This is a genomic window from Paraburkholderia sp. MPAMCS5, assembly GCF_036016995.1.
Taxonomy (GTDB): domain Bacteria; phylum Pseudomonadota; class Gammaproteobacteria; order Burkholderiales; family Burkholderiaceae; genus Paraburkholderia.
The window spans coordinates 17,232-39,134 of record NZ_JAYXBK010000026.1 but is presented as its reverse complement, the minus strand read 5'-3'; the positions used below and the strand labels follow the sequence as shown (position 1 = coordinate 39,134).

The window sequence follows — 21,903 nt, the reverse complement described above, 5'->3', positions numbered from 1 at the left end:
CGCCGCGCCGCTCATGCGCTGCCATGGGTGCGCGCGTCGCCGCACGCGGGGATGGCCGGATCGCCGCGCAGCCACTCGATCAGTTGCGTGATGACGGGCGAGATCGTGCGGCCGTGCGGCACCACGACGAAGTAGGAATCGGCGGGCGTGAAAGTGGCCACGTCGAGTCGCACGAGTTCGCCCGTCATCAGCAAATCGTCGACGAGGCGGCTCCAGCCCAGCGCAATGCCTTGCCCGTAGCGCGCGGCCTGAATGGCATCGGTGTACAGGCTGCAGCGCAATACCTTGTTCAGCCGCGATGGACGATAGCCGACCGCGCGGAACCATTCGGTCCAGTCCATCCAGCCCTCGGTGGTCGAATCCGACTCGACGAGCGCCATGCCCGCGAGCTGTTCGAGCGACGCCGGCTTGCCGCTCTCTTTCAGGAATTGCGGCGAACAGACCGGGAAAATCTCGACGCCGAACAGCAACGTGGATGTGCCGTCCGACCAGAGGCCGTCGCCGTAACGCACCGCGACGTCGACTTCGACATGGCGCAGATCGGCCGTGAACATCTGCGTTGCCAGGCGCAATTGCAGCGGCGGATCGAGTTTCTTCAGATTGGCGAGGCGAGGGAGCAGCCGGAACTGCGAGAACGCGGCCGTGGAGGCAAGCACCAGTTCGCGTTGTTCGACGCCGGTCGTGGCAAGACGATCGAACACGCCCGCGATTTTCTGCATGGACTCGGCCACCACCAGGTACAGCGCTTCGCCTTCGTCGGTCAGTTCGATGGAACGATGCCCGCGAACGAAGAGCCGGACATCCAGCGTTTCCTCCAGCAAGCGGACCTGACGGCTCACGGCCGACTGCGTCACGCCGAGTTCGGCCGCGGCAAGCGTAAAGCTGGCGAGACGGGCCACCGCCTCGAATTCGACCAGGGCGGTCAGCGACGGGACGATTCTGCGATAACCCTTGGTGCCTCTGGAGATCTTCATCCGTTGTCTCTGATTGTGAGGTTGTTGCAGTGCGGCGCGCATTCGGCAAGGCGTGAATATTCGCATGATTCACGTGTCTGCGCGATGCTGTTTATGCAGCATTTCTGCACGCTTCGCGCGCCGCCGGCGCGGTGTGCAAGGCGATGTGCAATGCAGTGTGAAAGGCGCTTTCCCGCCTCCGATTCTCGCATGACATAAAGGAATGTGAGGCGGCAAATAAAGCGCATTGACGCTGCAATTTGGCGATCCAATACTCGCCGTCATAGTCAGGACAGCGCGAAGGCGCACACCCATCCAGAGGCCATCATGTCGACCGTCATTCCCATTAGAACTCATCGCGAAGTGCTCGATAGCCGCGGCGCAGGCCGCGGCATGCCCGGCGAACTTTTCGGCCGCCAGGACGTGTTCGAGACCGACGTCGAAGTGTTCTTTCACAAGCTCTGGATTCTCGTCGGCGTCACGGCGGATGTGCCGGAGCCGGGCGATGTCCATACGGTCGACATCGGCAAGGCGTCGGTCATCATCTTGCGCGACGACGACGAAAACATTCGCGCGTATCGCAACGTGTGCCGCCATCGCGGCTCGCGCATCATGAAGCAGCCGGGCAAGGCGACGGTCGGCATGCTGGTGTGTCCGTATCATCAGTGGACCTACGATCTCGACGGCAGCCTGCGTCATACGCAGCACATGGGCAAGGATTTCGATCCCGGTTGCCATAGCCTGATTCCCGTGCATCTGAAAACCGTCGGTGCGCATATTTTCATTTGCCTCGCCGACGAACCGCCGGAAGACTTCTCGAAGCTGGAAGCGGTCATGGCGCCGCGCTTCGCGCCGTACGACCTGACCCGCACGAAGGTCGCGCACGAGATGGAGATCGTCGAGAACGGCAACTGGAAGCTCGTGATGGAGAACAATCGCGAGTGCTACCACTGCGCGGCCACGCATCCGGAACTCGTCAATTCGTTTCTGGCGGAAGACTTCGGCTACTGCCCGGATGGTCAGAGCGAGGACTCGCTGAACGCCTACGACGAGTACGTCAAGCGTAATACCGAGACACAAGCCGCGTGGGAACAGGATGGCTGGGTTTGCGAACGCTTCGAATGGCTGGACGAAAGCGTGCAGACGAACTTCCGCACGCAACGGCTCGTGATCTCGGGCGCCAACGAATCGCAGACACTCGATACGAAAGTGGCCAGTACTAAGCTATTCGGCGACTTGCAGCGGCGCGACCTCGGCGACATGCACATGTGGGGTCATCATTCCTGGACGCACGTCATGAGCGACCATGCGGTGATCGCCTACATCCTCCCGCTTGCGCCCGACAAAACGCTCGTGCGCACCGTCTGGCTCGTTCATGAAGATGCGGTCGAAGGTGTCGATTACGACCTGCAAAAGCTGACCGAAGTCTGGGTCGCGACGACCAGGCAGGATGCGGAGCTGGTCGCCAATACGCATAGCGGCACGCAGGACCCGGCCTATCGCCCTGGACCGTTTTCGCAATTCACCGAAGCACCGCTGGACGAGTTCTCGCGCTGGTACGACGCGCGTCTGAAAGCACATGGCGTGTGAGGGCGAGATGAACGGCGCCGTCGAACCGGGCATCGTCGATCAGCGTGCTGACTGGCTCGATCGCATCTGTTCCGCCTCGACCTGGGAACGCGCGGATGTGCAGTGGCTGTAGCGGTGAAAGCCCAATAAGAAAAAAGGCCTGGCAATTTCCAGGCCTTTTTTTATTTTCATCACGCTTCGCTATGACGCGGTGCCACGAAACGCGCTGCGTCACACGACAAAAGCAATGCGGCCCGAGAGGCGGGCGCAAAATGGCTGTGCTGTGGCGGTCGCGGGGGCATACCCGCGATGGCGAAATCGATCTGAATCGCCTAATCTGATTCGAGACATCTGATGGTGATTCTGTATCACCGGACTGCATTTATTCACCGCTGCTACCTGTATCTCGAAGGTTTGGAAAAATCTGCGTTCCGAGCCGCTCATCGCGAAATGGCCGACCGCGTTTTCGCGCGAAAGCACTTTTTATAAAGAAAACAAGGCGCCTTTTGCTGGGTACGTTTCTCGGCGCCCGTATCCACGCCGACATTCTCAGCAAGAACTATCTGATTGCCGTTGTCGATCTTTTGCTCGCATTTCCGACGATTGTTTTTTTCATCGGCTATTGGAAAACTGCGAAGCTGAAAGCGCCTCCTGCAGCGCATTGAATCGCGGGAACGCGCGCTGCACTGATTGCTTTGGGAGATTCGCGTGAATTCACCGTCTGTCGCAGTGAGTGATTCCGGACCTGCGCCTCAAGCGTTACTCGACGCGCTGCAGGCAGGCAAAGTCGTGGTGGTGGCGGGCGCGGGTATTTCCGTGCTGCAACCCTCCAATTTGCCCAGCTGGTGGGGGTTCAACCAGACGCTGCTCGAATCGATGAAGCAGCAGGCTCGCACCTTATTGCCGAATGACGAGCAGGGACTGCTGGACACACTGTCGTTCGAACAGGGTATTCCAGTCGTTGCCTTCTCCGACCTCGTCGTACGGAGCTTCGCGGGCGACGGTTATTTTCCGTTGCTGAAGGTGCTGGAGAGTTCGCGGCCCAACGCGAATCACCGCGCGCTTGCGTGGCTCGCGGCCAGCAGGCGCATTCATGACATCGTCACGCTGAACTTCGACTCACTGACCGAGCGCGCGTTTCGCGAAGCCAATGAGCCGCTCGAAGTACTGGTGCGCAGCGAAGACTATGGCGTTTTCAGCGCCAGAAGCCGGGCGGCGGTACGGCTTCACAAAATCCCACCGGACGGCTCATGCTGAGATTGCTCGGGCATCAGGCAACGTTCAGACCACCCGTGCTGGAGTTGCTTGCCAAGGTCTTTCCGGAATCGATCAATGCATGTGACCTGCCGGCGCGCGAAGCCGAGGCGCTCGTCTCGATGCGCGCGGCCTGTCAATCCATCGCGACATCCACGGAAGATTTTGCGCCGGTCTTCTTCGGTAGGGATTTTCCCGATGCCGACGACGAGGCGCGTTTGCGGAATCTGCTCGCGCTGGCCGAATACGAACAGGACGACGCCAGCGTGGTGACGTTGCTTGACGCGCTGTGCAAGCTCTGCCACCACAAAGGAGCGGTCGAACGGCTTGCCGATCTCGCGACGGCGCTGCGCGACCGGGCGTCGCGTCGAGCAGACGTCGAACATGAAATCGCGGGCGCGAACTATCTCGGGATCGCGCTGGAATACGCCGGGCGCAACAGCGACGCCATGGAGGCGTATGAGCACACGCTCGGCGAACTCGAAAGACAGGGTGAAACGGACAGTGTCGGCGTGCATATGCTGCGCTCCAACCTCGCGCGCATAGTCGGACAGAGCGATGACCAGACGGAACGCGCAATCGGTCTGTTCGAGGCCGCGAGGGCGGGACAGCGCCGCTTCGGTGACTGGGACAATTATTTGACCTCGACGGTGAATCAGGCGCGTCTGCTCTGTCAGGCGCAGCGCAACGAAGAGGCGGTCGCTCTTTTGAGCGCGCAATTGGAACTGACGGATCGCTCGAATATGAAGGACGCGCGAGCGAGGCTCGTCGCGCTTATGGAGGCCATACGCACGGCGGACCCGGTCCAGGATACAGGGTTGCGCAAGCGCGAACGAGGGCCTTCGTCATGGAGTGAACAAATGAAATCGCATCAGCCGAAAGAAGGGGCAATGGAAACGGCGCCACAAATGGCCACGCGCGCCATGGCCGCCTACGAAAACGGACAACGCGATGAGGCGCTGCATCTCAATCAGACCGCTCGTGACATGTACCGGCAGGCGAACGACAAGACCGGAGAATCGCGCTGCTGGAACAACCTCGCTGAAATACACGCGTCCGAGGGCACGTGGGACGAAGCGGCGAGCGCGGCGCGACACGCATTTCAATTGCGCGAGGCCGCGCGCGATGTCGAAGGTCAGATCATGACGCTGTCAAACCTGATGGAATTCGAGTTGCGCGGCAATCATGCCGAAGAGGCTTACCGAACGGGCGAACGTTGCCTCGCGCTCGCGGGCGCCAGAACGCGTTCATGGGAAGTCGCCAAGGCTCGCGTGCTCCTCATCAAGGCGGCTTTGAACACTGACCGGCTTGCCGAGGTGGAGAAAATGCTGCCGTATGCGCTCGAAGCGCTCAATGGCGTGGATCATCCCGCTCGTGCGCAGATGCTTCAGGAACTCGAGGAAATCGGTCAGGTGCTCGGCGAGGTGCATGCTGCCGCCGCGCACGAAGAGCCGCGCGTCAGCCCGCCGGCGGTGGAGGCTATCGAGAAGGCGCGACAGCAGACAGGAGAAGCGGCAAAGCAGACGCTTCTCGCGGCGCTCGCGAAGGCAACCAATCCGATCGACCAGGCGACTTTGCATGGCGAGGCGGGCAATGCGCTGGCGAAGACCGACCCAGCCGCTTCGCAGCGCCATTACGAGCAGTCGGGCGCGCTCTACGAAGCCGCCGGGCAAAGCGGCATGGCATGGTTCGCGCGTCTCGTAGTCGAACGGTTGCGCGTCGAGCACGGCGCTGATCCCGATACGCTGCTCGCATTCGCCGATCCGTGCCCCATTGCAACGGTCAAGCTGGACGCGCTCACCGCCTACGCAAGCGTGCTGCTGCGACACTATCAAAAAACGGGCAACTACAGCGACGACGCTGTTCATGCCGTGAGCCAGCGGATCGAGGAAGCACTCGAACTGCGTGAGACGACGCCGGAGGTGTTGGGCCGGACGGCATTGCAGCTCACCTCCCTCTACACGATGACGGACGATCTCGCCGCGGCGCGCCGAACCGTCGAGCGCGCGCGGGTGTGGCTGGTGCGCAGCAATTCGCCCTATCTGAGCGCACTGGAGCAGATGGATAAACAGTTGCGGGAAGAAGGCGCGTGAAGAAGGCGCGTGAAGCGGGCGCGGGAAGAAGGCGCGGGAAGGCTGCATCCTCCCAGCTCCTGCCGATACCGCCGGATCACAATCACGGTATCGGCTGACGGAACCCGCATCATGCAATGGCAGCCATCGTCTCACGCACCCGATAACTCTCCAGCAAGCGCTCCTTCTCCTTTGCCACCGCCGCCATATTGCGTTCCTTCACATGCCCGAAGCCGCGAATCCGGTCCGGCAGCGTGGCGAGCTTCAACGCCGCGGGCACGCGTTCGCGATCCAGCGTCGCGCAGAATTCATCGACGAGTGCGACGTATTCCGTAATCAACCGGCGCTCAGCGCGCCGCTCGCCGGTCTTGCCGAAGATGTCGAACGGCGTGCCGCGCAGGCCTTTCAGTCTGGCGACCGCGCGAAACACGGGCAGCATCCACGGACCGAAACGCTTCTTCACCAGATGACCATTGGCGTCGCGCTTCGCGAGCAAAGGCGGCGCGAGGTAGAAGTTCAGCGCGTAGTCGCGTCCCGGTTCGCCGTCGAACTGCGCACGCAGCTTGTCGAGATACGCCGGGTCCGCATAGAGCCGCGCCACTTCGTATTCGTCCTTGTAGGCCATCAGTTTGGCGAGATTGGCCGCCACCGCGCGGGTGAGCGGCAACTTGGAATCGCGTCCGAGCTGCTGTTCCTTCGCGCGAATGCGCTCGACCACGCCGCGATAGGTTTGCGCGTACGCGGCGTTCTGGTAGGCGCTTAGCAGCGCCTCGCGCGTTGCGATCAGCGTGTCGAGCGACTCAGGCATATGCATCACGATGGCCTGCTGCGCAGCGGGCCGATTGAGCAATGCATCGACGGCTTGCGAACCGTGACGTGCGACATAACGTCCCCAGTCGAACGCCTGCTGATTCTTTTCGACCGCCACGCCATTGATCTCGATCGCTTGTCGAAGGCTCGACAGCGCCAGCGGCAGCCAGCCTTTTTGCCATGCAAAGCCGAGCAGCAGCGGGTTGCTATAAATCGTGTCGCCGAGCAGCGACAGGGCGAGCGCATTGGCGTCGATGAACGCGCATCCGTCGCCGATGCTCTCGCGCAATTGCGCTTCGGTCTGCGAGGCCGGGAACGTCCACTGAGGGTTCTTCACGAAGTCGGCGGTCGGCGTCGCGCCGCTGTTGATCGCGGCGCGGCTCACGCCATGCTGCGTGCGCGACAGCACGTCGTTGGAGGCCGACACGATCGCATCGCAACCGATCACGAGGCGCGCTTCGCCTGTCGCGATGCGCGTGGCGTGCAATGCCTCGGGTGACGCGGCGATCTGCACGTGACTCAGCACGGCGCCGCCTTTCTGCGCGAGACCGGCCATATCCAACACGGTGACGCCTTTGCCTTCGAGGTGCGCCGCCATCCCGATCAATCCGCCGATCGTGACGACGCCCGTGCCGCCGACGCCCGTCACGATAATGCCGTACGGCCGCGCGAGCGCGGGCAGCGAGGGCAGCGGCAAGTCGTCGAAAGCGGGCTTGCCGGCGCCCGCGACGCGCGCGGCCTGAGGCTTGCGAAGCTGCGCGCCCTCGGCGGTCACGAAGCTCGGGCAAAAGCCCTTCACGCACGAAAAGTCCTTGTTGCACGACGACTGATTGATCTTTCGCTTCGTGCCGAGCGGCGTTTGCATGGGCTCGACCGAGAGGCAGTTGGACTGCACCGAACAGTCGCCGCATGCTTCGCACACGGCATCGTTGATAAAAGCGCGGCGCGCCGGATCGGGATACGTGCCGCGTTTGCGGCGGCGGCGCTTTTCGGTCGCGCAGGTCTGATCGTAGATCAGCACGGTGGTGCCGGCCATGTCGCGCAGCGTGCGTTGAATCGAGTCGAGCTGGTCGCGGTGGTGCACATCGACGCCCGTCGGCAACACGATGCCGGCATGATATTTCGCGGGTTCATCGGTCACGATCACGATGCGCTTCGCGCCCTCGGCATGCACCTGATGCGCGATCTGCGGCACGCTCAGCACGCCGTCCACAGGCTGGCCGCCGGTCATCGCGACCGCGTCGTTATAGAGAATCTTGTACGTCACGTTCGCATTCGCGGCGATCGCGGCGCGAATGGCGAGCAGTCCCGAGTGAAAGTACGTGCCGTCGCCCAGATTGACGAAGACGTGCTTGTCGCCGGAAAAATGCATCTGGCCGAGCCACGCGACGCCTTCGCCGCCCATCTGGCTGAAGGTCTCGGTTTTGCGGTCCATCCACATCGACATGTAATGGCAGCCGATGCCCGCCAGCGCACGCGAACCGTCGGGCACGTTGGTGGACGTGTTGTGCGGACAGCCCGAACAGAACCACGGCTTGCGCTCGACCGACCCCTGCGGCTTCGCGGCCTCGCGTTCCTTGGCTTCGATGATCGCCACGCGCGCGAGCATCCGGGCGCGCACGTCCTCGGGCAAATCGGCGCGCGCAAGGCGCCGCGCAATCGCCTTCGCAATCAGCGCGGGCGACAGCTCGTAATGGGCCGGCAACAGCCAGTCGCCGCGCGGCACGGACCATTCGCCGCCCTTGTTGTCGCGCTCGTCGAACTTGCCGTAAATGGTCGGGCGCACGTCCTCGCGCCAGTTGTACAGTTCCTCTTTCAGCGCGTATTCGAGAATCTGGCGCTTCTCTTCCACAACCAGAATCTCTTCGAGTCCCGTTGCGAACGCGCGCGCGTCCTGTGCGTCGAGCGGCCACACGCAGCCCACTTTCAGCAGGCGCAAGCCGATTCGCGCGCAGGTGTCGTCGTCGAGACCGAGGTCGCTTAACGCCTGACGCACGTCGAGATAAGCCTTGCCCGCGGTGATGATGCCGAAGCGCGGCGTCGGCGAGTCGATGACGATCCGGTTCAGCTTGTTCGCGCGGACATAGGCGAGCGCCGCATACCACTTCTCGTCGAGAAGGCGCGCTTCCTGGGCGAGCGGCGAATCGGGCCAGCGGATATTGAGGCCGCCTTCGGGCATCGCGTAGTCGGTGGGCGTGACGATCTCGACGCGATCGGGATCGAGATCGATCGAGGCCGTCGATTCGATCACATCCGTCACGCACTTCATCGCGACCCACACGCCCGAGTAGCGGCTCATCGCCCAGCCGTGCAGGCCGTAGTCCAGATATTCCTGCACGTTCGCGGGATACAGCACGGGAATGCCCGCCGCGATGAACGCATGTTCCGACTGATGCGCGACCGACGACGATTTGGCCGCGTGATCGTCGCCCGCCAGCACGAGCACGCCGCCGCGCGCGTCGCTGCCCGCCGAGTTCGCGTGCTTGAAGACGTCGCCGGTACGATCGACGCCAGGCCCCTTGCCGTACCACATGCCGAACACGCCGTCGCGCGTCGCGCCGGGCCACAGGTTGATCTGTTGCGAGCCCCACACGGCAGTAGCGGCGAGGTCTTCGTTCACGCCGGGCTGAAAGATCACATCGTTTGCCTGCAAATGCTTTTTGGCTTTCCACAACGATTGATCCAGCGCGCCGAGCGGCGAGCCGCGATAACCGGAGATGAAGCCCGCGGTATTCAGCCCCGCCTTCAGATCGCGCGCTTTTTGCAGCATCGGCAGACGCACCAGCGCCTGCGTGCCGCTGATATAGACGCGGCCTCGCTCCAGCGTGTATTTGTCGTCGAGCGAAACGGACGGGGCGAGCGGCGTGGCGCGTTCGGGTGCATTCATGGCGGGACTGTCTCCGTGGGGAAGTATTTTTTCTGGGGAAGTATTTTTCCCGCCGAGTATAGGAAGCCGTTTTGCCATCGTAAAATCACAAATAGACAATCCGGGTATTCGAAAAACAGATGGCTTTCGATCTCACCTTCCGCCAGTTGCGCTACTTCGTGGCGGCCGCGCAAACCGGCCAGTTTTCGATGGCGGCGCTACAGGAGCACGTGTCGCAATCGGCGATCACGAACGCGGTGCTGGCGCTCGAAAGCGGCCTCGGCACGCGCCTGTTCGAACGTCTGCCGCAAGGCGTCGCGCTCACGCCGGACGGCCACGACTTCTACAACCACGCGCGCCGCGTGCTGGATGCCGCGCGCGACGCCGTGCACAAGCCGCCGTTCCGTTCACACGACATGCGCGGCACCGTGCGGATCGCGGCGTCCTATACGGTGTTGGGCTATTTTCTGCCGGAGCTGCTGGCGCGTTTTCGTGCGACCTATCCGCAAATCGAATTCGACCTGCGCGACATGGAGCGCGCGGATATCGAGCGGGCGGTGCTGGACGGGGAGATCGAAATCGGCGTCGTGCTGCTGTCGAATGTCGAGAAACCCAGCCGCTTCGGGCGTCAGGTGCTGATGCGCTCGCGGCGGCAATTGTGGGTCGCGCCGTCGCATCCGCTCGCGCAACTGGAGGCGCCGTCGCTGAAGGACATCGCGGCGCATCCGTACATTCTCATCACCGTCGACGAGGGCGAGCAGTCGGCGCTGCGATACTGGAACAAGAAGGGACTGGAGCCGAACGTCGCGTTTCGCACGAGTTCGATGGAAGCGCTGCGTGGGCTCGTCGCGCACGGTTTCGGCGTGACGGTGCTGTCGGACATGGTGTTTCGGCCGTGGTCGCTCGAAGGCAAACGGATCGAGGCGCGGCCGATACTCGACGCCATCCCCCACATGGATGCGGGCATGCTGTGGCGCAAGGGCGCGCAGCTCAGCGGACCGGCCACCGCGTTGCAGCAGTTCCTGATTCACGCGTGCGGAACGTGAAGGCGCCGCGCGGGCGCCGCCACGCGCCCGCGCACCACGAACCTTCAGTGCGAAATGCTCTCCAGCGACTTGCCGAGCGTGCGCGGACCCATCGAGCCGATGACGACAATCACCAGCGTCATCGCGCCCGCGATGAAAACGAACACGCCGGTCACGCCGAATTCTCTGAGCGTGAACGCAATGACGAACGAACTGAACACCGCCGACAGCCGGCTCCACGAATAGACGAAGCCCACGGCGCGCGCGCGGATCGCTGTCGGGTAAAGCTCCTGCTGGTACGTGTGATAGGTGAACGAGATGATGTTGCCGGCCAGCGTCAGCAGCACGCCGAGCGTCACGATCGCGACTGCCGCCGACGCCTGGCTGAACAGCAGCCCGCTCACGATATTCACCGCGGCCATGAAAACGATCACGTGCTTGCGTTCGAAGCGGTCGGCGATCCAGTAGCCGAGCAGCGGGCCGAGCGGCGCCGCGAGGCCGATCACCGTGGTGTACAGCAGGCTGTGCGTCACCGTGATGCCTTGCTTGACGAGCAGCGTGGGAACCCAGTTCGCGAAGCCGTAAAAGCCGACAGTCTGGAAGATGTGAAAGACGATCAGCATCAGCGTGCGCTGGCGATACGGCGGCTTCCACATGTCGGCGAAGCTGGCCTTGCGCGGCACGGGATCGGCGGGTCCGGGCGCGGGCAGCGGCTTGCCATGCTGTTGCGCGACGGTTTGTTCGAGACGCGAGAGCACTTCGTCGGCTTCGCGCATGCGGCCTTTGCTTGCCAGCCAGCGCGGACTCTCCGGAAGATTACGCCGGAAGTACCAGACAAAGAGCGCGCTCACGCCGCCGAGCAGCACGACCCAGCGCCAGCCGTCCAGTCCGAAAGGCATGCTCGGCACGAGCAGATACGAGAGAAACGCGACCACGGGCACGGCCGAAAAACCAATCGCCTGACAGATCGCGAAGGCTCGCCCGCGCAGATGCTTCGGCGCGAGTTCGGACATATAGGTGCCGATGGTGATCAGCTCGACGCCGATGCCCATGCCCGAAACGAAGCGCCACACATTCAGGCCGTGCGCCGTGTCCTGAAAGGCCATCACCGTGTTCGCCGCGACGTACCACAGCAAGGACCAGGTGAAGATGGCGCGGCGGCCGAAGCGGTCGGCGAGAAAACCGCATGCGATGGTGCCGACAAACAGGCCGCCGAAGAGGGCGGCCACGAAGCTCGCGACGCCCGACGTGCCGAACAGGCCGGAGGTGGTCGGCGTGAGAATGCCGCCTTTCACGAGGCCCGGCGCGATGTAGCCGGTAAAGAGAAGGTCGTAGAGTTCGAAGAAGAACCCGAGGCTCAGCAGCAGGATCAGCTTCCAGACCGCACGCGTTGCGGGAAGCCGGTCGAGGCGCGCGGAAATCGCGCCGGTGCCGGCGACCGCGGCGGCTTCGGCTTGTGTTGCATCGTCACCGACGCGTAGCGGTGACGCGCCCTCCAGAATCGCCATGTCTGTCTCCTGTATTGTCTTTCTGAGTCTTTTTGAATAAGTCACTGCTCGCGCAGCGGTGTCGCGGCAATCGCCATCCAATCGCAATCGTCACAGGTATTCGTGCTGCAACTCGGCGAAAGACGCGATTTTGCCCGACAGCGCGCTTGCCGCCACGGTCGGCGGGCTCGCGAGCCACACCTGGCCCGGTCCCGAGCGGCCGGAAAAATTGCGGTTGATCGCGCTGATCGTGACCTGACTCGCTTCGGTCGATGAGCCCGGACCGCAATTGGCGCAGGCGCCGCACGAGGGTTGCAGCAGAATCGCGCCGACCTGTTCGAACGCCTCGATATAGCCGCGTTCGACGCAGTAGTCGCGCACGTCGGAGGTGCCGAACTGAAGGTAGAGCTTCACGCCGGGCGGCACGCGCAGGCCGCGCGCGGCCGCCCATGCCAGCACCTCGTGATAGTGATCGAAGTCCTCGCGCTTACCCGCCGTGCAGGAGCCGCCGTACGCAATGTCCACGTGCGGACGTTCCGCGAGATCGCTGAGCGCCATGCCGTTGCCGGGATCGCCGGGCGCGGCGAGCATCGGCGTGATGCGCGCGCAGTCGATCTCGATGACGTCGGCGTAGGGCGCACCCGCGTCGCTGCGCATCCACGCTTCGATCACGAAGTCGATGTTCCGGCGTTGCTTCAGGAACCGCACGGTTTCCGCGTCGGGCGCGACGATGCCGGAAAATCCGCCGAGTTCGGCTGTCATGTTCGTGAGCGTCGTGCGCGCGTCGGTCGTCAATTCGGCGAGCGCCTCGCCGGCGAACTCGAACACTTTGCCGACGCCCGCGCCCGCGCGGATTCTCGGCTCAGCGAGAAGATGCAGCACGAGATCCTTCGCCGTGACGCCGGGCGCGAGCCGGCCATTGAAGTTGACGCGCAGCGATTCGGGAACGGTCATCCGCACCGCGCCGGTGACGAACGCATTCGCCATGTCGGTCGTGCCCACGCCGAACGCGAGGCAGCCCAGCGCGCCGCTGTGCGGCGTGTGCGAATCCGTGCCCACGATCAACTGGCCCGGCAGCGCGTAGCGCTCGGCCATCATCGCGTGAGAGATGCCTTCGGAGCCTTCGGTGAAGCGACTGTCGATTTCGCTCAGGTAGCCGTGATTCGCGATCGCGTAGTCGTGCGCGAACTGCCGGTGCGCCGCCGACAGCTCGCGCACGTCGGGCAGCAGGCCGTTGCGCACATGCAGCTCGCTCTTGTGCGAATACGACAGATGATCTTCGAACGCGAGAATCGTGTCGGGCTCGCGCAGCGTGAGCGGCTTGCCGAAGGTGGCGTGCAGCATATGCGTCGTCATGCCCGTGTAGTACTCGTGGATGAAGCGCCAGTCGGCGCGAACGAACGCGCCGCTGCCGGGGGCGAGCGATGCATCGGTTCCTTGCGTGGACAAGGCATGGCGTTCGAGTATTTTTTGCGCCAGCGTGCGCGGTTTGTTATTGACGTCGGCGTCGGCGTCGGCGTCGGCGTCGCGATTCGCCACCCCGATCTCGCGCATGTTCCGCGCGCCGTAACGCAGCAGGCCGCCGCTTCGCAGGATCGCGGCGGCGAGGCTGTCGCGCGAGGCGACGAGTTCTTCCACGTCGATCGGCTCGCCGCGCCGGATGCGTTCGATGAGCCCGAAATCCGTCGAGGTGAAGAGGCCGAGGTTGTCTGCGTTCTGTCGATAGATGCGCTCGAAGCTCTTCGCGATCACGAGCCGGATGCCCGCGCGATATTCGGCGAGCGGGCTGTGTTCGCGCGACGAGCCTTTGCCGTACCGGTTGCCCGCCACCGTGACGCAAAAGCCGCCGTTGCGGATTGCGTCGATGCCGATGGGATTCTTGCCGCCCGTGCGAAAGCCCAGATACGGGACGCGGCCGAGGCGCTCGTCGAAGCGGGTCAGCACGCTCATCGGCGTGATCTCGTCCGTCGACACGTCGTCTCTCAAGGTTCCTGCCGCTGCGGCGCTCAGATCGGTGCCGTCGAGCTGTTGCGCGATCTGTTCGGGGTCGGTGCAAAGGAACAGCATCCGGCCGGTCAAGTCCAGTTTCGCCATCTGATTCTCCTTGAACCCGAATCTAGACGGCGGCGCGAGCGCTGCGAAGTGCTGGATCGGCAACAGGGGCATCGCGAATCGCGATGCCCCTCGTTAACCCCCGCTCACCCCGTTAACCCTCGTTCACCCGATGAAACCGACTAATTGAGCGTATCCACAGGCTGGGTCAACGCATCGATCAAGGCCTGAACCGCCTTCAGCCGCGACGATTTTCTCAACGCGTGAACCCGCAGCGTGCGGCCGGCCGCCCAGGTTTCGTCGAGTGGACGGCGCACGAACGCATGCGAACCGGCAAAGGCCGACGCCGCGCTGGTCGGCACGATGCCAATGCCGAGCCCGGCTTCGACCATCCGGCACTGCGCATCGAAACTGTTGACCGTGACGGAGAGCTTGAGCGGCGTGCGCGCCGCGTCGGCGCGCTCCTTGATGATCTGGTCGAGCGAGCCGCCCGCCTGAAGCGCAACCAGCGGAAAGCGGATCACATTGCTGAAGGTCGGCGCTTCGACGGCGGCCAGTTCGTGATCGCGGGGCAGCACGACCATCAGCGGGTCGTCGGCGAAGTGCCACGAGTCGAGGCCGCCCGGCGTCTTGCTGCCCGCCGAGATGCCGACGTCGGCGCGATCTTCCATGCACGCGCGGATGACCTCGTCGCTGATCTGCTCGGTGAGCACGATCCGCACGAGCGGGTAGTGCGCCTGAAACGCCTTGAGCCGCTCGGGCAGAAAGCCGACGATCGCCGACGCGTTCGCATACAGCCGCACGAAGCCGGCCACCTCGCCGCTCAGCGACTGCACTTCGCGCGCGAACGATTGCAACTGGTCGTGCACCGACACCGCGCGCGAAAACGCATGACGCCCGGCCTCGGTCAACTCGACGCCCGACGGCGAGCGAATCAGCAACGCAAGTCCCATGGCCGATTCGAGGTCGGCGATGCGCCGGCTCAATGCCGAAGCGGCGATGTGGTTGCGCGCGGCGGCTCGCGCGATGGAGCCTTCCTGCACGACGGAAATAAACAGCTCGAGGCTGTACGGATCGATTCGCATGCCGCCAGATTCTCCCGGATGGTGCGGGGATTCTATCGTCGTGCACGCGTGTCCGCGAGCGGGCCGTACCGCGCAACCGTACCGCGCTAGTCGCGCGGATTCGGCTGAATTTCGGTTTGGACCTCGCTCTTTCTCGCGTCGACGCCTTGCGCGCGCTTTTCTCGCGGCGTGCGGGCCGAGCAGGCTTCGAGCGCCACCACCGCCCGCTTCGCGAGTTCGACCGTTTCGTCGCACGCATGGACGTCCCGCAGCATCTTGCAGCGCGCGCCGTCATCCAGTCTCGTCAACGACGAGCGCAATCGGGTCAGTGCCGCTTGGGGCGAGCCATTGTCCGAAATGAGCGAGGCCAGATCGAACGCGCTGCCTGCGGGCGTGGTGATCACGTTGGGGCAGTTCGATGCGGCGCCGGCGCCGGACACGGCGAGCGTCAATGCGAGGCCGGCGAGTGCCTTGCCCAGACTGTTGGGAACGTCGAAATCCGTCTTGATCGACAGGTTCATATCAACCTCCAGTCGGCTTCCTGATACCAGTGCTACGCAGCGACGTGCTTATCACACCGATAGCCTTCGGTCCCGACCTGGTCTCTTTCGTTCGACTCGCGGCGAGAGGGCGCACGTTCTCTTCATAGACGAAGAACGGCGTCCTTTTGTTAGGCGCTTTCTCTGTTATTTTCTCTGTTAACCACGATAGTTCAGCACACGTGCCTTGCGGTACTTCCGGCGCGTATAGGCGGACGCATAGAAGGCCAGCAGCAGGCCGACGCGGCCATCGCGGATATTGCCCTTGCGGAAATACCATTTCACAAATGCGCCCAATGGACTGAACCATCCCTTGAGCCACAGCACGGCGGCAGAGTCTGTTCTATGCCGCAGATCGGCAGCCGCAAGATCCGTGTACAGGTCGAGCTTTCGCATCAGTTCCCGTTTTGTTTCGAACGTGTGATGCACCAGCGGCGCTTCGATCCGCCCGCCGCTCACATGCCCCATCAGCGTTTCATGAACGGAATGGCCGGTGTAGCGCAGATTGTCCCGTCGATAGATACGGATCGGATAATCGGGACACGAGACCGGCATGAGCGCATGCACGACCTTGCCCATCACCACCCATTCGCGCCGGACCGCATACGCGTCGTGTGTGAAGCCGCTCCTTTTCAGCGCGGCGATTTCGTCGATCAGCGCGTCGCTGGCGATCTCGTCGCTATCGAGAAACATCACCGTTTTATGTAAGCACAGGCTGTTGGCGAACTCGCGTTGCGCGCGAAAATTATCGAAGGGCCGGTGTGCAATTCTTGCACCGTGTTTTGCCGCGATGGCGAGCGTCGCGTCGCTACTGCCGCTGTCGAGAATCAGCAGATCGTCTGCGGCCCGCTTCGCGGCGCGGAGCACTTTATCGAGGTGGCGTTCGCTGTTGTGAGTGAGGATATAAACGGAAAGTGGAGTCAATTGGAAACCTGCTTGCAGTCTGATGAGACCGTCTGGCGCTGTGCCATCTAACAACGGATGTCTAGCGCCGTAGCAACTTTCCGGCCTGTGCGTTCCAAAGGACGCAAAAGGCGAATCTTTCCAGGTGAATCAGGCCCAGGTCGCGAGACCCTGACGCAAGCTCTCGCGGACACCGGGCTTTAAACGCCGCCGCTCGACTCATGGCAGCGCGTCATTTCCGATTGCGGCTGAGTCCCGCTTCTGGTCGTCACTCAAAGTCCGCGCGCCTCTCGCGCAAGACGAATACTTCGTCAGCCGTATCTCGATCCTCGCGACGGCGCGTGGAATGGCGGCGCTGTCTACAGGCGGCGCGTGAGGACGATAGGGCGCTGCGCGGTCGTTCGTCTCGCGGCGCACGCGCGGCATGGCCCGCGACCCGCCCCGGCGCTTCAACGCGCCTACTTCAACGCGCCTACTTCAACGACATCGGATCATCCCATCCCAGCGGCCTCGGCGGCGCCGTGCGCACGCCCGCGCGCGGCCGGATATGCGCGGCGCTCAGTTCGAGCCATGTGCGGAACTGCTCTTTCAACAGCCCGGCTCCCGGCAGCAGATGCGCCTGCATGACAAGGCTGGTGAGCAGCATGATCTGCTGAAGTATCACGGCGCTCGCCTTCACGGTGGACTTCTCGTCGGTTTCGAAATAATGGTCAACAGCCGGCTCGAACCAGTCCCGCGCGCGCCGCAAAAGCTTGCGCAACGCATCCGCCAACTCCGGATCGCGCTGGCTCGCGATCACGAGCTCCAGATAGGCGCGAAAGAGCGGCGTGTCGAATAGCCGCTTCCACATCGCGTCGAGCAACGCGGCGTGCCGGTCCCGCTCGTCGCTGATGGACAGGACCAATTTGCCGAACGTGCGATAGGCGCGGCGCATCAGGCTGTCCGCCGCCTCCAGAATCAGCGCCTGCTTGCTCGGAAAGTGATGGGTCTGCGCGCCGCGCGACACGCCGGCGAGCTTGACGATCGAATTCAGCGACGAGCCCGCGTAGCCGTCGACGGCCAGGCTTTGAAGGGTCGCGTCCAGCAAGCGCCGGCGCATGGATTCACTTCGCGCTGCTTGCGTGCGCCGAAGCTTGTCGGCACTCGGACGAGGGGGCGAAACAGTCATGAGTTGCTCCGGTCAGTAACAAGTCGCAGCAGTGTCACAGGTGTTGACAGAAAAATATAGTCCACTTATAACATACAGACCAATCGGTATGTAAATCGACAAAGCGCCGGGAAATTGATCCGGGCAGCACCTACATAGACCTTATGACCATGACTGATGCATTGATCTACGACGCGGTACGAACACCCAGAGGCAAGGGAAGAAAGGACGGCAGCCTCGCGCAGATGACGCCCGTGCAGCTTCTGCGGAATCTGTTCGACGCGATGCAGCAACGTCATTCGCTCGACACCAGCCAGGTCGACGACGTGGTGCTCGGCGTCGTAACGCCGATCGGCGAGCAGGGCGGCAACCTGGCGCGCGCGGCCGTGTTGTACGCCGGCTGGAACGAGCGCGTTGCGGGCGTGACGCAGAACCGGTTTTGCGCGTCCGGGCTGGAGTCGGTGAACCTCGCGGCCATCAAGGTGATGTCCGGTCAGGAAGATCTGATCGTGGCGGGCGGCATCGAATGCATGTCGCGCTGCGTGATGGGCTCGGATACCGGCTCATGGTTTGCGGACCCTCGCGTGAACCACGCCATCCAGTACATTCCGCAAGGGCTCGGCGCCGACATCTCGGCAACCCAGATGGGTTTCAGCCGGCGCGACGTGGACGCTTACGCGCTCGAATCGCACAGGCGGGCCGGCGCGGCCCGGCAACACGGACGATTCGGCCGCTCGCTCGTGCCGGTGCGGGACATCAACGGCACGCTCGTGCTCGAACATGACGAGACGATCCGCCCGGACACCTCGCTCGACAAGCTTGGCGCGCTAGCGCCGTCGTTTGCGAATCTCGGGAGAATGGGCTACGACGCCACGGCGTTGCGCAAGTACACCGATCTGCAGCGGATCGAACACGTGCACCATGCGGGTAATTCCTCCGGCATCGCGGATGGCGCGGCGCTCGCGCTCATCGGCAATCGTGCCGCCGGCGTGGCGCAAGGGCTCACGCCGCGCGCCCGCATACGCGCCACGGCCGTGATCGGCTCGGACCCGACCATCATGCTGACGGGCACGACGGCGGCATGTCAAAAGGCGCTCGGCAAGGCGGGAATGACGGTGCGCGACATCGACCTGTTCGAAGTCAACGAGGCATTCGCGGCGGTGCCGATGCGCACGGCTCGCGAACTGGGGATAGAACTCGATCGGGTCAACGTCAACGGCGGCGCGATCGCGATGGGGCATCCGCTTGGCGCGACCGGTTGCATGCTGCTCGGCACGGCGCTCGACGAACTGGAGCACAGCGGCAAAACAACGGCGCTCGTCACGCTCTGCGTGGGTGCGGGGATGGGCATTGCAACGATCATTGAGCGAGTCTGATCCCATGAATATTCACACGAGCCAAGGGCCGCACGGCGTGCTGATCTGCACGATCGACGCACAGGAAAGCCGCGTCAACGTGATCAACGACGCGCTTCTCGAGGACATCGAGCAATTGATCGGACGCCTGGAGACGGATGCCGACGTGACGGGCGCGGTATTGACATCCGGCAAGCGCGACTTTGTCGTCGGCGCGGATCTTCAGCAGGTGTACGGAATCGAGACGCCGCAGGCAGCCATGCAAATCGCCGAGCGTTATAAAGCGCTGCTGCGCAGACTCGAAAAGTGCCAGAAACCGGTGGTCGCGGCCATGAACGGCACGGCGCTGGGCGGCGGGTACGAGCTGGCGCTGGCGTGTCATCACCGGGTTGCCCTCCATCGCAAGGAGGTGATGGTTGGATTGCCGGAGGTGAAATTCGGCCTTCTGCCCGGCGGCGGCGGAACCCAGCGGCTGACGAGAATGCTGGGCGTCGTGCGGGCGTTGCCGTTGCTGCTCGAAGGCACGACGATGTCCGCGGAAGACGGCTACCGGCACGGCCTGATCGACACGCTCGCCAGCGACGAAGCGGCATTGATGGATAAGTCGATAGCGTGGGTGCGCGCCTGCAAGGAGCCGACGCAGCCGTGGGACAGAAGCCACTGGCGCATACCCGGCGGCGATCCGCGCGATCCCGCGGTCGCGCAGCAGCTTGCCGCTTTGCTGGCCGGCGTGGAGGCAAACACCTATGGCGTGTATCCCGTCATCGTCGACATTTTTTCCTGCGTCTACGAAGGCAGCCTGCTCGATATCGACAATGCACTGAAGGTGGAGAGCCGCTACTTCGCCCATGCCGTCACGTCGAGGGTGAGCAAGAACATGCTCCACACCTTGTGGTTCCAGCACAATTCGCTGAAGAAGCAAGCGGCATCTGCCGACGCCGCACCGGTGCCTGTCCATAAGCTCGCCGTGATCGGAGCGGGCGAGGCGGGAACCGGCATCGCGTCCATCGCGGCCGATGCCGGCATCGAGGTCGTATTCGTCGATACCGCGGCGCGCACGGCAAGCGGCGATATGAGCCAGGCCGGGGTGGTCGATATTCAGGGATGCCAACTGGTTATCGATGCGATATCGGAATGCGTGACGAGTCAGCAAACCGCGTCGGACAACGCATGGTTCGGCGACGTGCCCAACCTGATCCGCTTGTCGTGGCCGGCGCAAAAATGCTCGATTCTGGAAATCGTCAGGACCGCGCATACGTCGCAGCAGGCACTCGCGCGCGCACTCGGATTCGCGCGGCAGATCGGCAGGACGCCGATCGTGGTCGACGGCCGCAGCTATGCGAAAGAACTGGCGATGCATTACGTATCCGAAGCGCTGCGGCTATTTTCCGAGGGCGAACAGTGGAGCCGCATCGAGATGAGCGCACTCAAGGCCGGCATGAAGATGGGACCGCTCGCGCTACTGGACGAGATGGGCATCGATACGTTTATTTCGACGATTGCCGCTTCGCAGGCTGATCCGAACGGGATTATCGCCGGGGGCTTCGAGGAGGTTCTGCGTACCCTGTCGGCGCAAGGAGGTTGCGAAGCCCGCGGGTCCGCGAACACGCATGGCGATGTCGATTTTCGCGCTGCGGCGGGTTCATCGGAAGGGCAACTGGAAGAGACCGAGATCGCGGAGCGCTTGCTGTTCGTCCAGGTCATGGCGGCGGCGGATGCGCTCAAGGAAGGCCATGTCCGCACGGTGGCGGATGCCAATGTCGCCAGCGTGCTCGCGGTGGGTTTCTGTCCTCAGCACGGCGGTGCACTGCAATTCGCGAACACGTACGGAATAGACGCGTTTGTCGCCCGCGCCGAGGCGCTTGCGCACAAGCACGGAGAACGCTTCATGCCGGCACCGTTGCTGCGCGACATGGCAGCACGCGGCTCGCGGTTTGCCGATCAGTCCGCCGGCAAGGCTGTCAATTGAAGCGGCGATCCGATTCCAACCTTAACAGGAGGCTCGTGCCATGAGCATGCTTTTGACCGACGACATTCCGGGCGGCGTGCGTCTGCTCACGATCAACCGGCCGCCAGGCAACGCGCTGACTATCGAGCTCATGCGCGACGTGTCCAGCGCGGTGCGGGACGCCGAAGCCGACACGAGCGTGCGCGCGCTGGTCGTGCAAGGCACCGGCGAAGTCTTCTCCGCCGGCATGGACCTGAATGCCGTGCTCGCCTGTCTCGAAGACGACTCGATAGGGCGTCTCTTCGAAGTCACCGCGCAAGCGTTCTTCGACCTGTGGACGTGCCGGTGCTTCACGATCGCGGCGGTCAACGGCCACGCGATCGCCGGAGGCTATCTGCTCGCGTTGGCGTGCGACGAACGTTATGTGCGGGAAGGACGGCCGCGCTATGGGCTGAACGAAGTGGCGTTCGGCGCGGCGATTCCCACGGTCGGCGTCGAGATAGCACGGCGCGCGCTGCACGCGCATCTGCCTCGTGTGCTGCTCGGCGGCCAGCTATTCGATGCCGCCGAGGGACTGCGCAACGGAAGCTTCCATGCAAGTTTCGCCGACGCGCAGACGGTCTTGCAGCGCGCGATTGCGAGAGCAACCGAGATGGGCGCGAGGTCGCCCAACGCATACGCGCTCGCCAAGAAGCAATGGCTTGCTCCGTATGTCGCCACCGTATGCACCGAAGAGACCGCGCATTGGCCCGCGCTGCTCGACACGTTTCGTAGCGAGGAAAGCAGGCGCGCCATCGCGCGGCATGCGGCAGGAGTGCTGGGCCATCACTGAGAAGTGGTAGCAGGGTAAATCAGAACT

The 21,903-nt window shown here is 63.4% G+C and carries 15 protein-coding genes; 7 read left to right on the top strand and 8 right to left on the bottom strand.

What is annotated here, in order from left to right; all coding sequences use genetic code 11:
• Positions 1-11 precede the first annotated feature (11 nt).
• On the bottom strand, positions 12-974 hold the full coding sequence (locus tag VOM14_RS30465; protein ID WP_327632430.1) for a LysR substrate-binding domain-containing protein: 963 nt from the start codon (positions 972-974) through the stop codon (positions 12-14).
• Positions 975-1,280: 306 nt separating this feature from the next.
• On the opposite strand from VOM14_RS30465, the gene VOM14_RS30460 reads away from it, so the two are divergent.
• From VOM14_RS30460 to VOM14_RS30450, 3 genes are all read left to right on the top strand, one after another.
• Positions 1,281-2,543, top strand: a complete 1,263-nt coding sequence (locus VOM14_RS30460; RefSeq protein WP_327632429.1) for an aromatic ring-hydroxylating oxygenase subunit alpha — start codon at positions 1,281-1,283, stop codon at positions 2,541-2,543.
• A gap of 687 nt (positions 2,544-3,230) precedes the next feature.
• Complete coding sequence (locus VOM14_RS30455; protein ID WP_327632428.1) at positions 3,231-3,779, top strand: SIR2 family NAD-dependent protein deacylase; 549 nt, start codon at positions 3,231-3,233, stop codon at positions 3,777-3,779.
• Positions 3,773-5,869 carry a hypothetical protein gene (locus VOM14_RS30450; protein WP_327632427.1) on the top strand — a complete coding sequence of 699 codons (2,097 nt, stop codon included), beginning with the start codon at positions 3,773-3,775 and terminating at the stop codon, positions 5,867-5,869. The genes VOM14_RS30455 and VOM14_RS30450 overlap by 7 nt, the downstream gene beginning before the upstream one ends.
• A 109-nt stretch (positions 5,870-5,978) precedes the next feature.
• Here the strand turns inward: VOM14_RS30450 and VOM14_RS30445 are convergent, their stop codons facing one another.
• Entirely contained in the window at positions 5,979-9,545 is a 3,567-nt protein-coding gene (locus tag VOM14_RS30445) for an indolepyruvate ferredoxin oxidoreductase family protein (RefSeq protein WP_327632426.1), read from the bottom strand.
• 119 nt (positions 9,546-9,664) lie between these two features.
• Between VOM14_RS30445 and VOM14_RS30440 the strand changes: the two genes are divergently transcribed.
• Positions 9,665-10,570, top strand: a complete 906-nt coding sequence (locus tag VOM14_RS30440) for a LysR family transcriptional regulator (protein WP_327632425.1) — start codon at positions 9,665-9,667, stop codon at positions 10,568-10,570.
• Positions 10,571-10,614: 44 nt separating this feature from the next.
• On the opposite strand, the gene VOM14_RS30435 is transcribed toward VOM14_RS30440, so the two are convergent.
• The 6 genes from VOM14_RS30435 to VOM14_RS30410 all read right to left on the bottom strand — a co-directional run bounded on the left by VOM14_RS30435 (position 10,615) and on the right by VOM14_RS30410 (position 17,762).
• Positions 10,615-12,057 (bottom strand): MFS transporter, encoded by a 1,443-nt coding sequence (locus tag VOM14_RS30435; RefSeq protein WP_327632424.1) that lies wholly within the window; start codon positions 12,055-12,057, stop codon positions 10,615-10,617.
• 90 nt (positions 12,058-12,147) lie between these two features.
• A complete protein-coding gene (locus VOM14_RS30430) occupies positions 12,148-14,130 on the bottom strand; it encodes an aconitase family protein (RefSeq protein ID WP_327632423.1) in 1,983 nt (660 codons plus the stop codon).
• A gap of 140 nt (positions 14,131-14,270) precedes the next feature.
• The gene (locus VOM14_RS30425) at positions 14,271-15,173 is read right to left on the bottom strand and encodes a LysR family transcriptional regulator (RefSeq protein ID WP_327632422.1); all 903 of its coding nucleotides are present in this window, start codon (positions 15,171-15,173) and stop codon (positions 14,271-14,273) included.
• Between the two features lie 86 nt (positions 15,174-15,259).
• Complete coding sequence (locus VOM14_RS30420; protein ID WP_327632421.1) at positions 15,260-15,673, bottom strand: hypothetical protein; 414 nt, start codon at positions 15,671-15,673, stop codon at positions 15,260-15,262.
• A 177-nt stretch (positions 15,674-15,850) separates the two neighbouring features.
• Positions 15,851-16,615 carry a glycosyltransferase family 2 protein gene (locus tag VOM14_RS30415; protein WP_327632420.1) on the bottom strand — a complete coding sequence of 255 codons (765 nt, stop codon included), beginning with the start codon at positions 16,613-16,615 and terminating at the stop codon, positions 15,851-15,853.
• A 451-nt stretch (positions 16,616-17,066) separates the two neighbouring features.
• The gene (locus tag VOM14_RS30410) at positions 17,067-17,762 is read right to left on the bottom strand and encodes a TetR/AcrR family transcriptional regulator (protein WP_327632419.1); all 696 of its coding nucleotides are present in this window, start codon (positions 17,760-17,762) and stop codon (positions 17,067-17,069) included.
• A 149-nt stretch (positions 17,763-17,911) separates the two neighbouring features.
• Here VOM14_RS30410 and VOM14_RS30405 point away from each other — a divergent pair, with 149 nt between their 5' ends.
• Genes VOM14_RS30405 through VOM14_RS30395 form a run of 3 tightly spaced genes read left to right on the top strand, consistent with a single transcriptional unit; the run spans position 17,912 to position 21,876 of the window.
• A complete protein-coding gene (locus tag VOM14_RS30405) occupies positions 17,912-19,117 on the top strand; it encodes an acetyl-CoA C-acetyltransferase (RefSeq protein ID WP_327632418.1) in 1,206 nt (401 codons plus the stop codon).
• A 4-nt stretch (positions 19,118-19,121) separates the two neighbouring features.
• Complete coding sequence (locus VOM14_RS30400) at positions 19,122-21,065, top strand: enoyl-CoA hydratase-related protein (RefSeq protein WP_327632417.1); 1,944 nt, start codon at positions 19,122-19,124, stop codon at positions 21,063-21,065.
• Positions 21,066-21,105: 40 nt separating this feature from the next.
• A complete protein-coding gene (locus tag VOM14_RS30395) occupies positions 21,106-21,876 on the top strand; it encodes an enoyl-CoA hydratase/isomerase family protein (RefSeq protein ID WP_327632416.1) in 771 nt (256 codons plus the stop codon).
• The last annotated feature ends 27 nt before the right edge of the window (positions 21,877-21,903 follow it).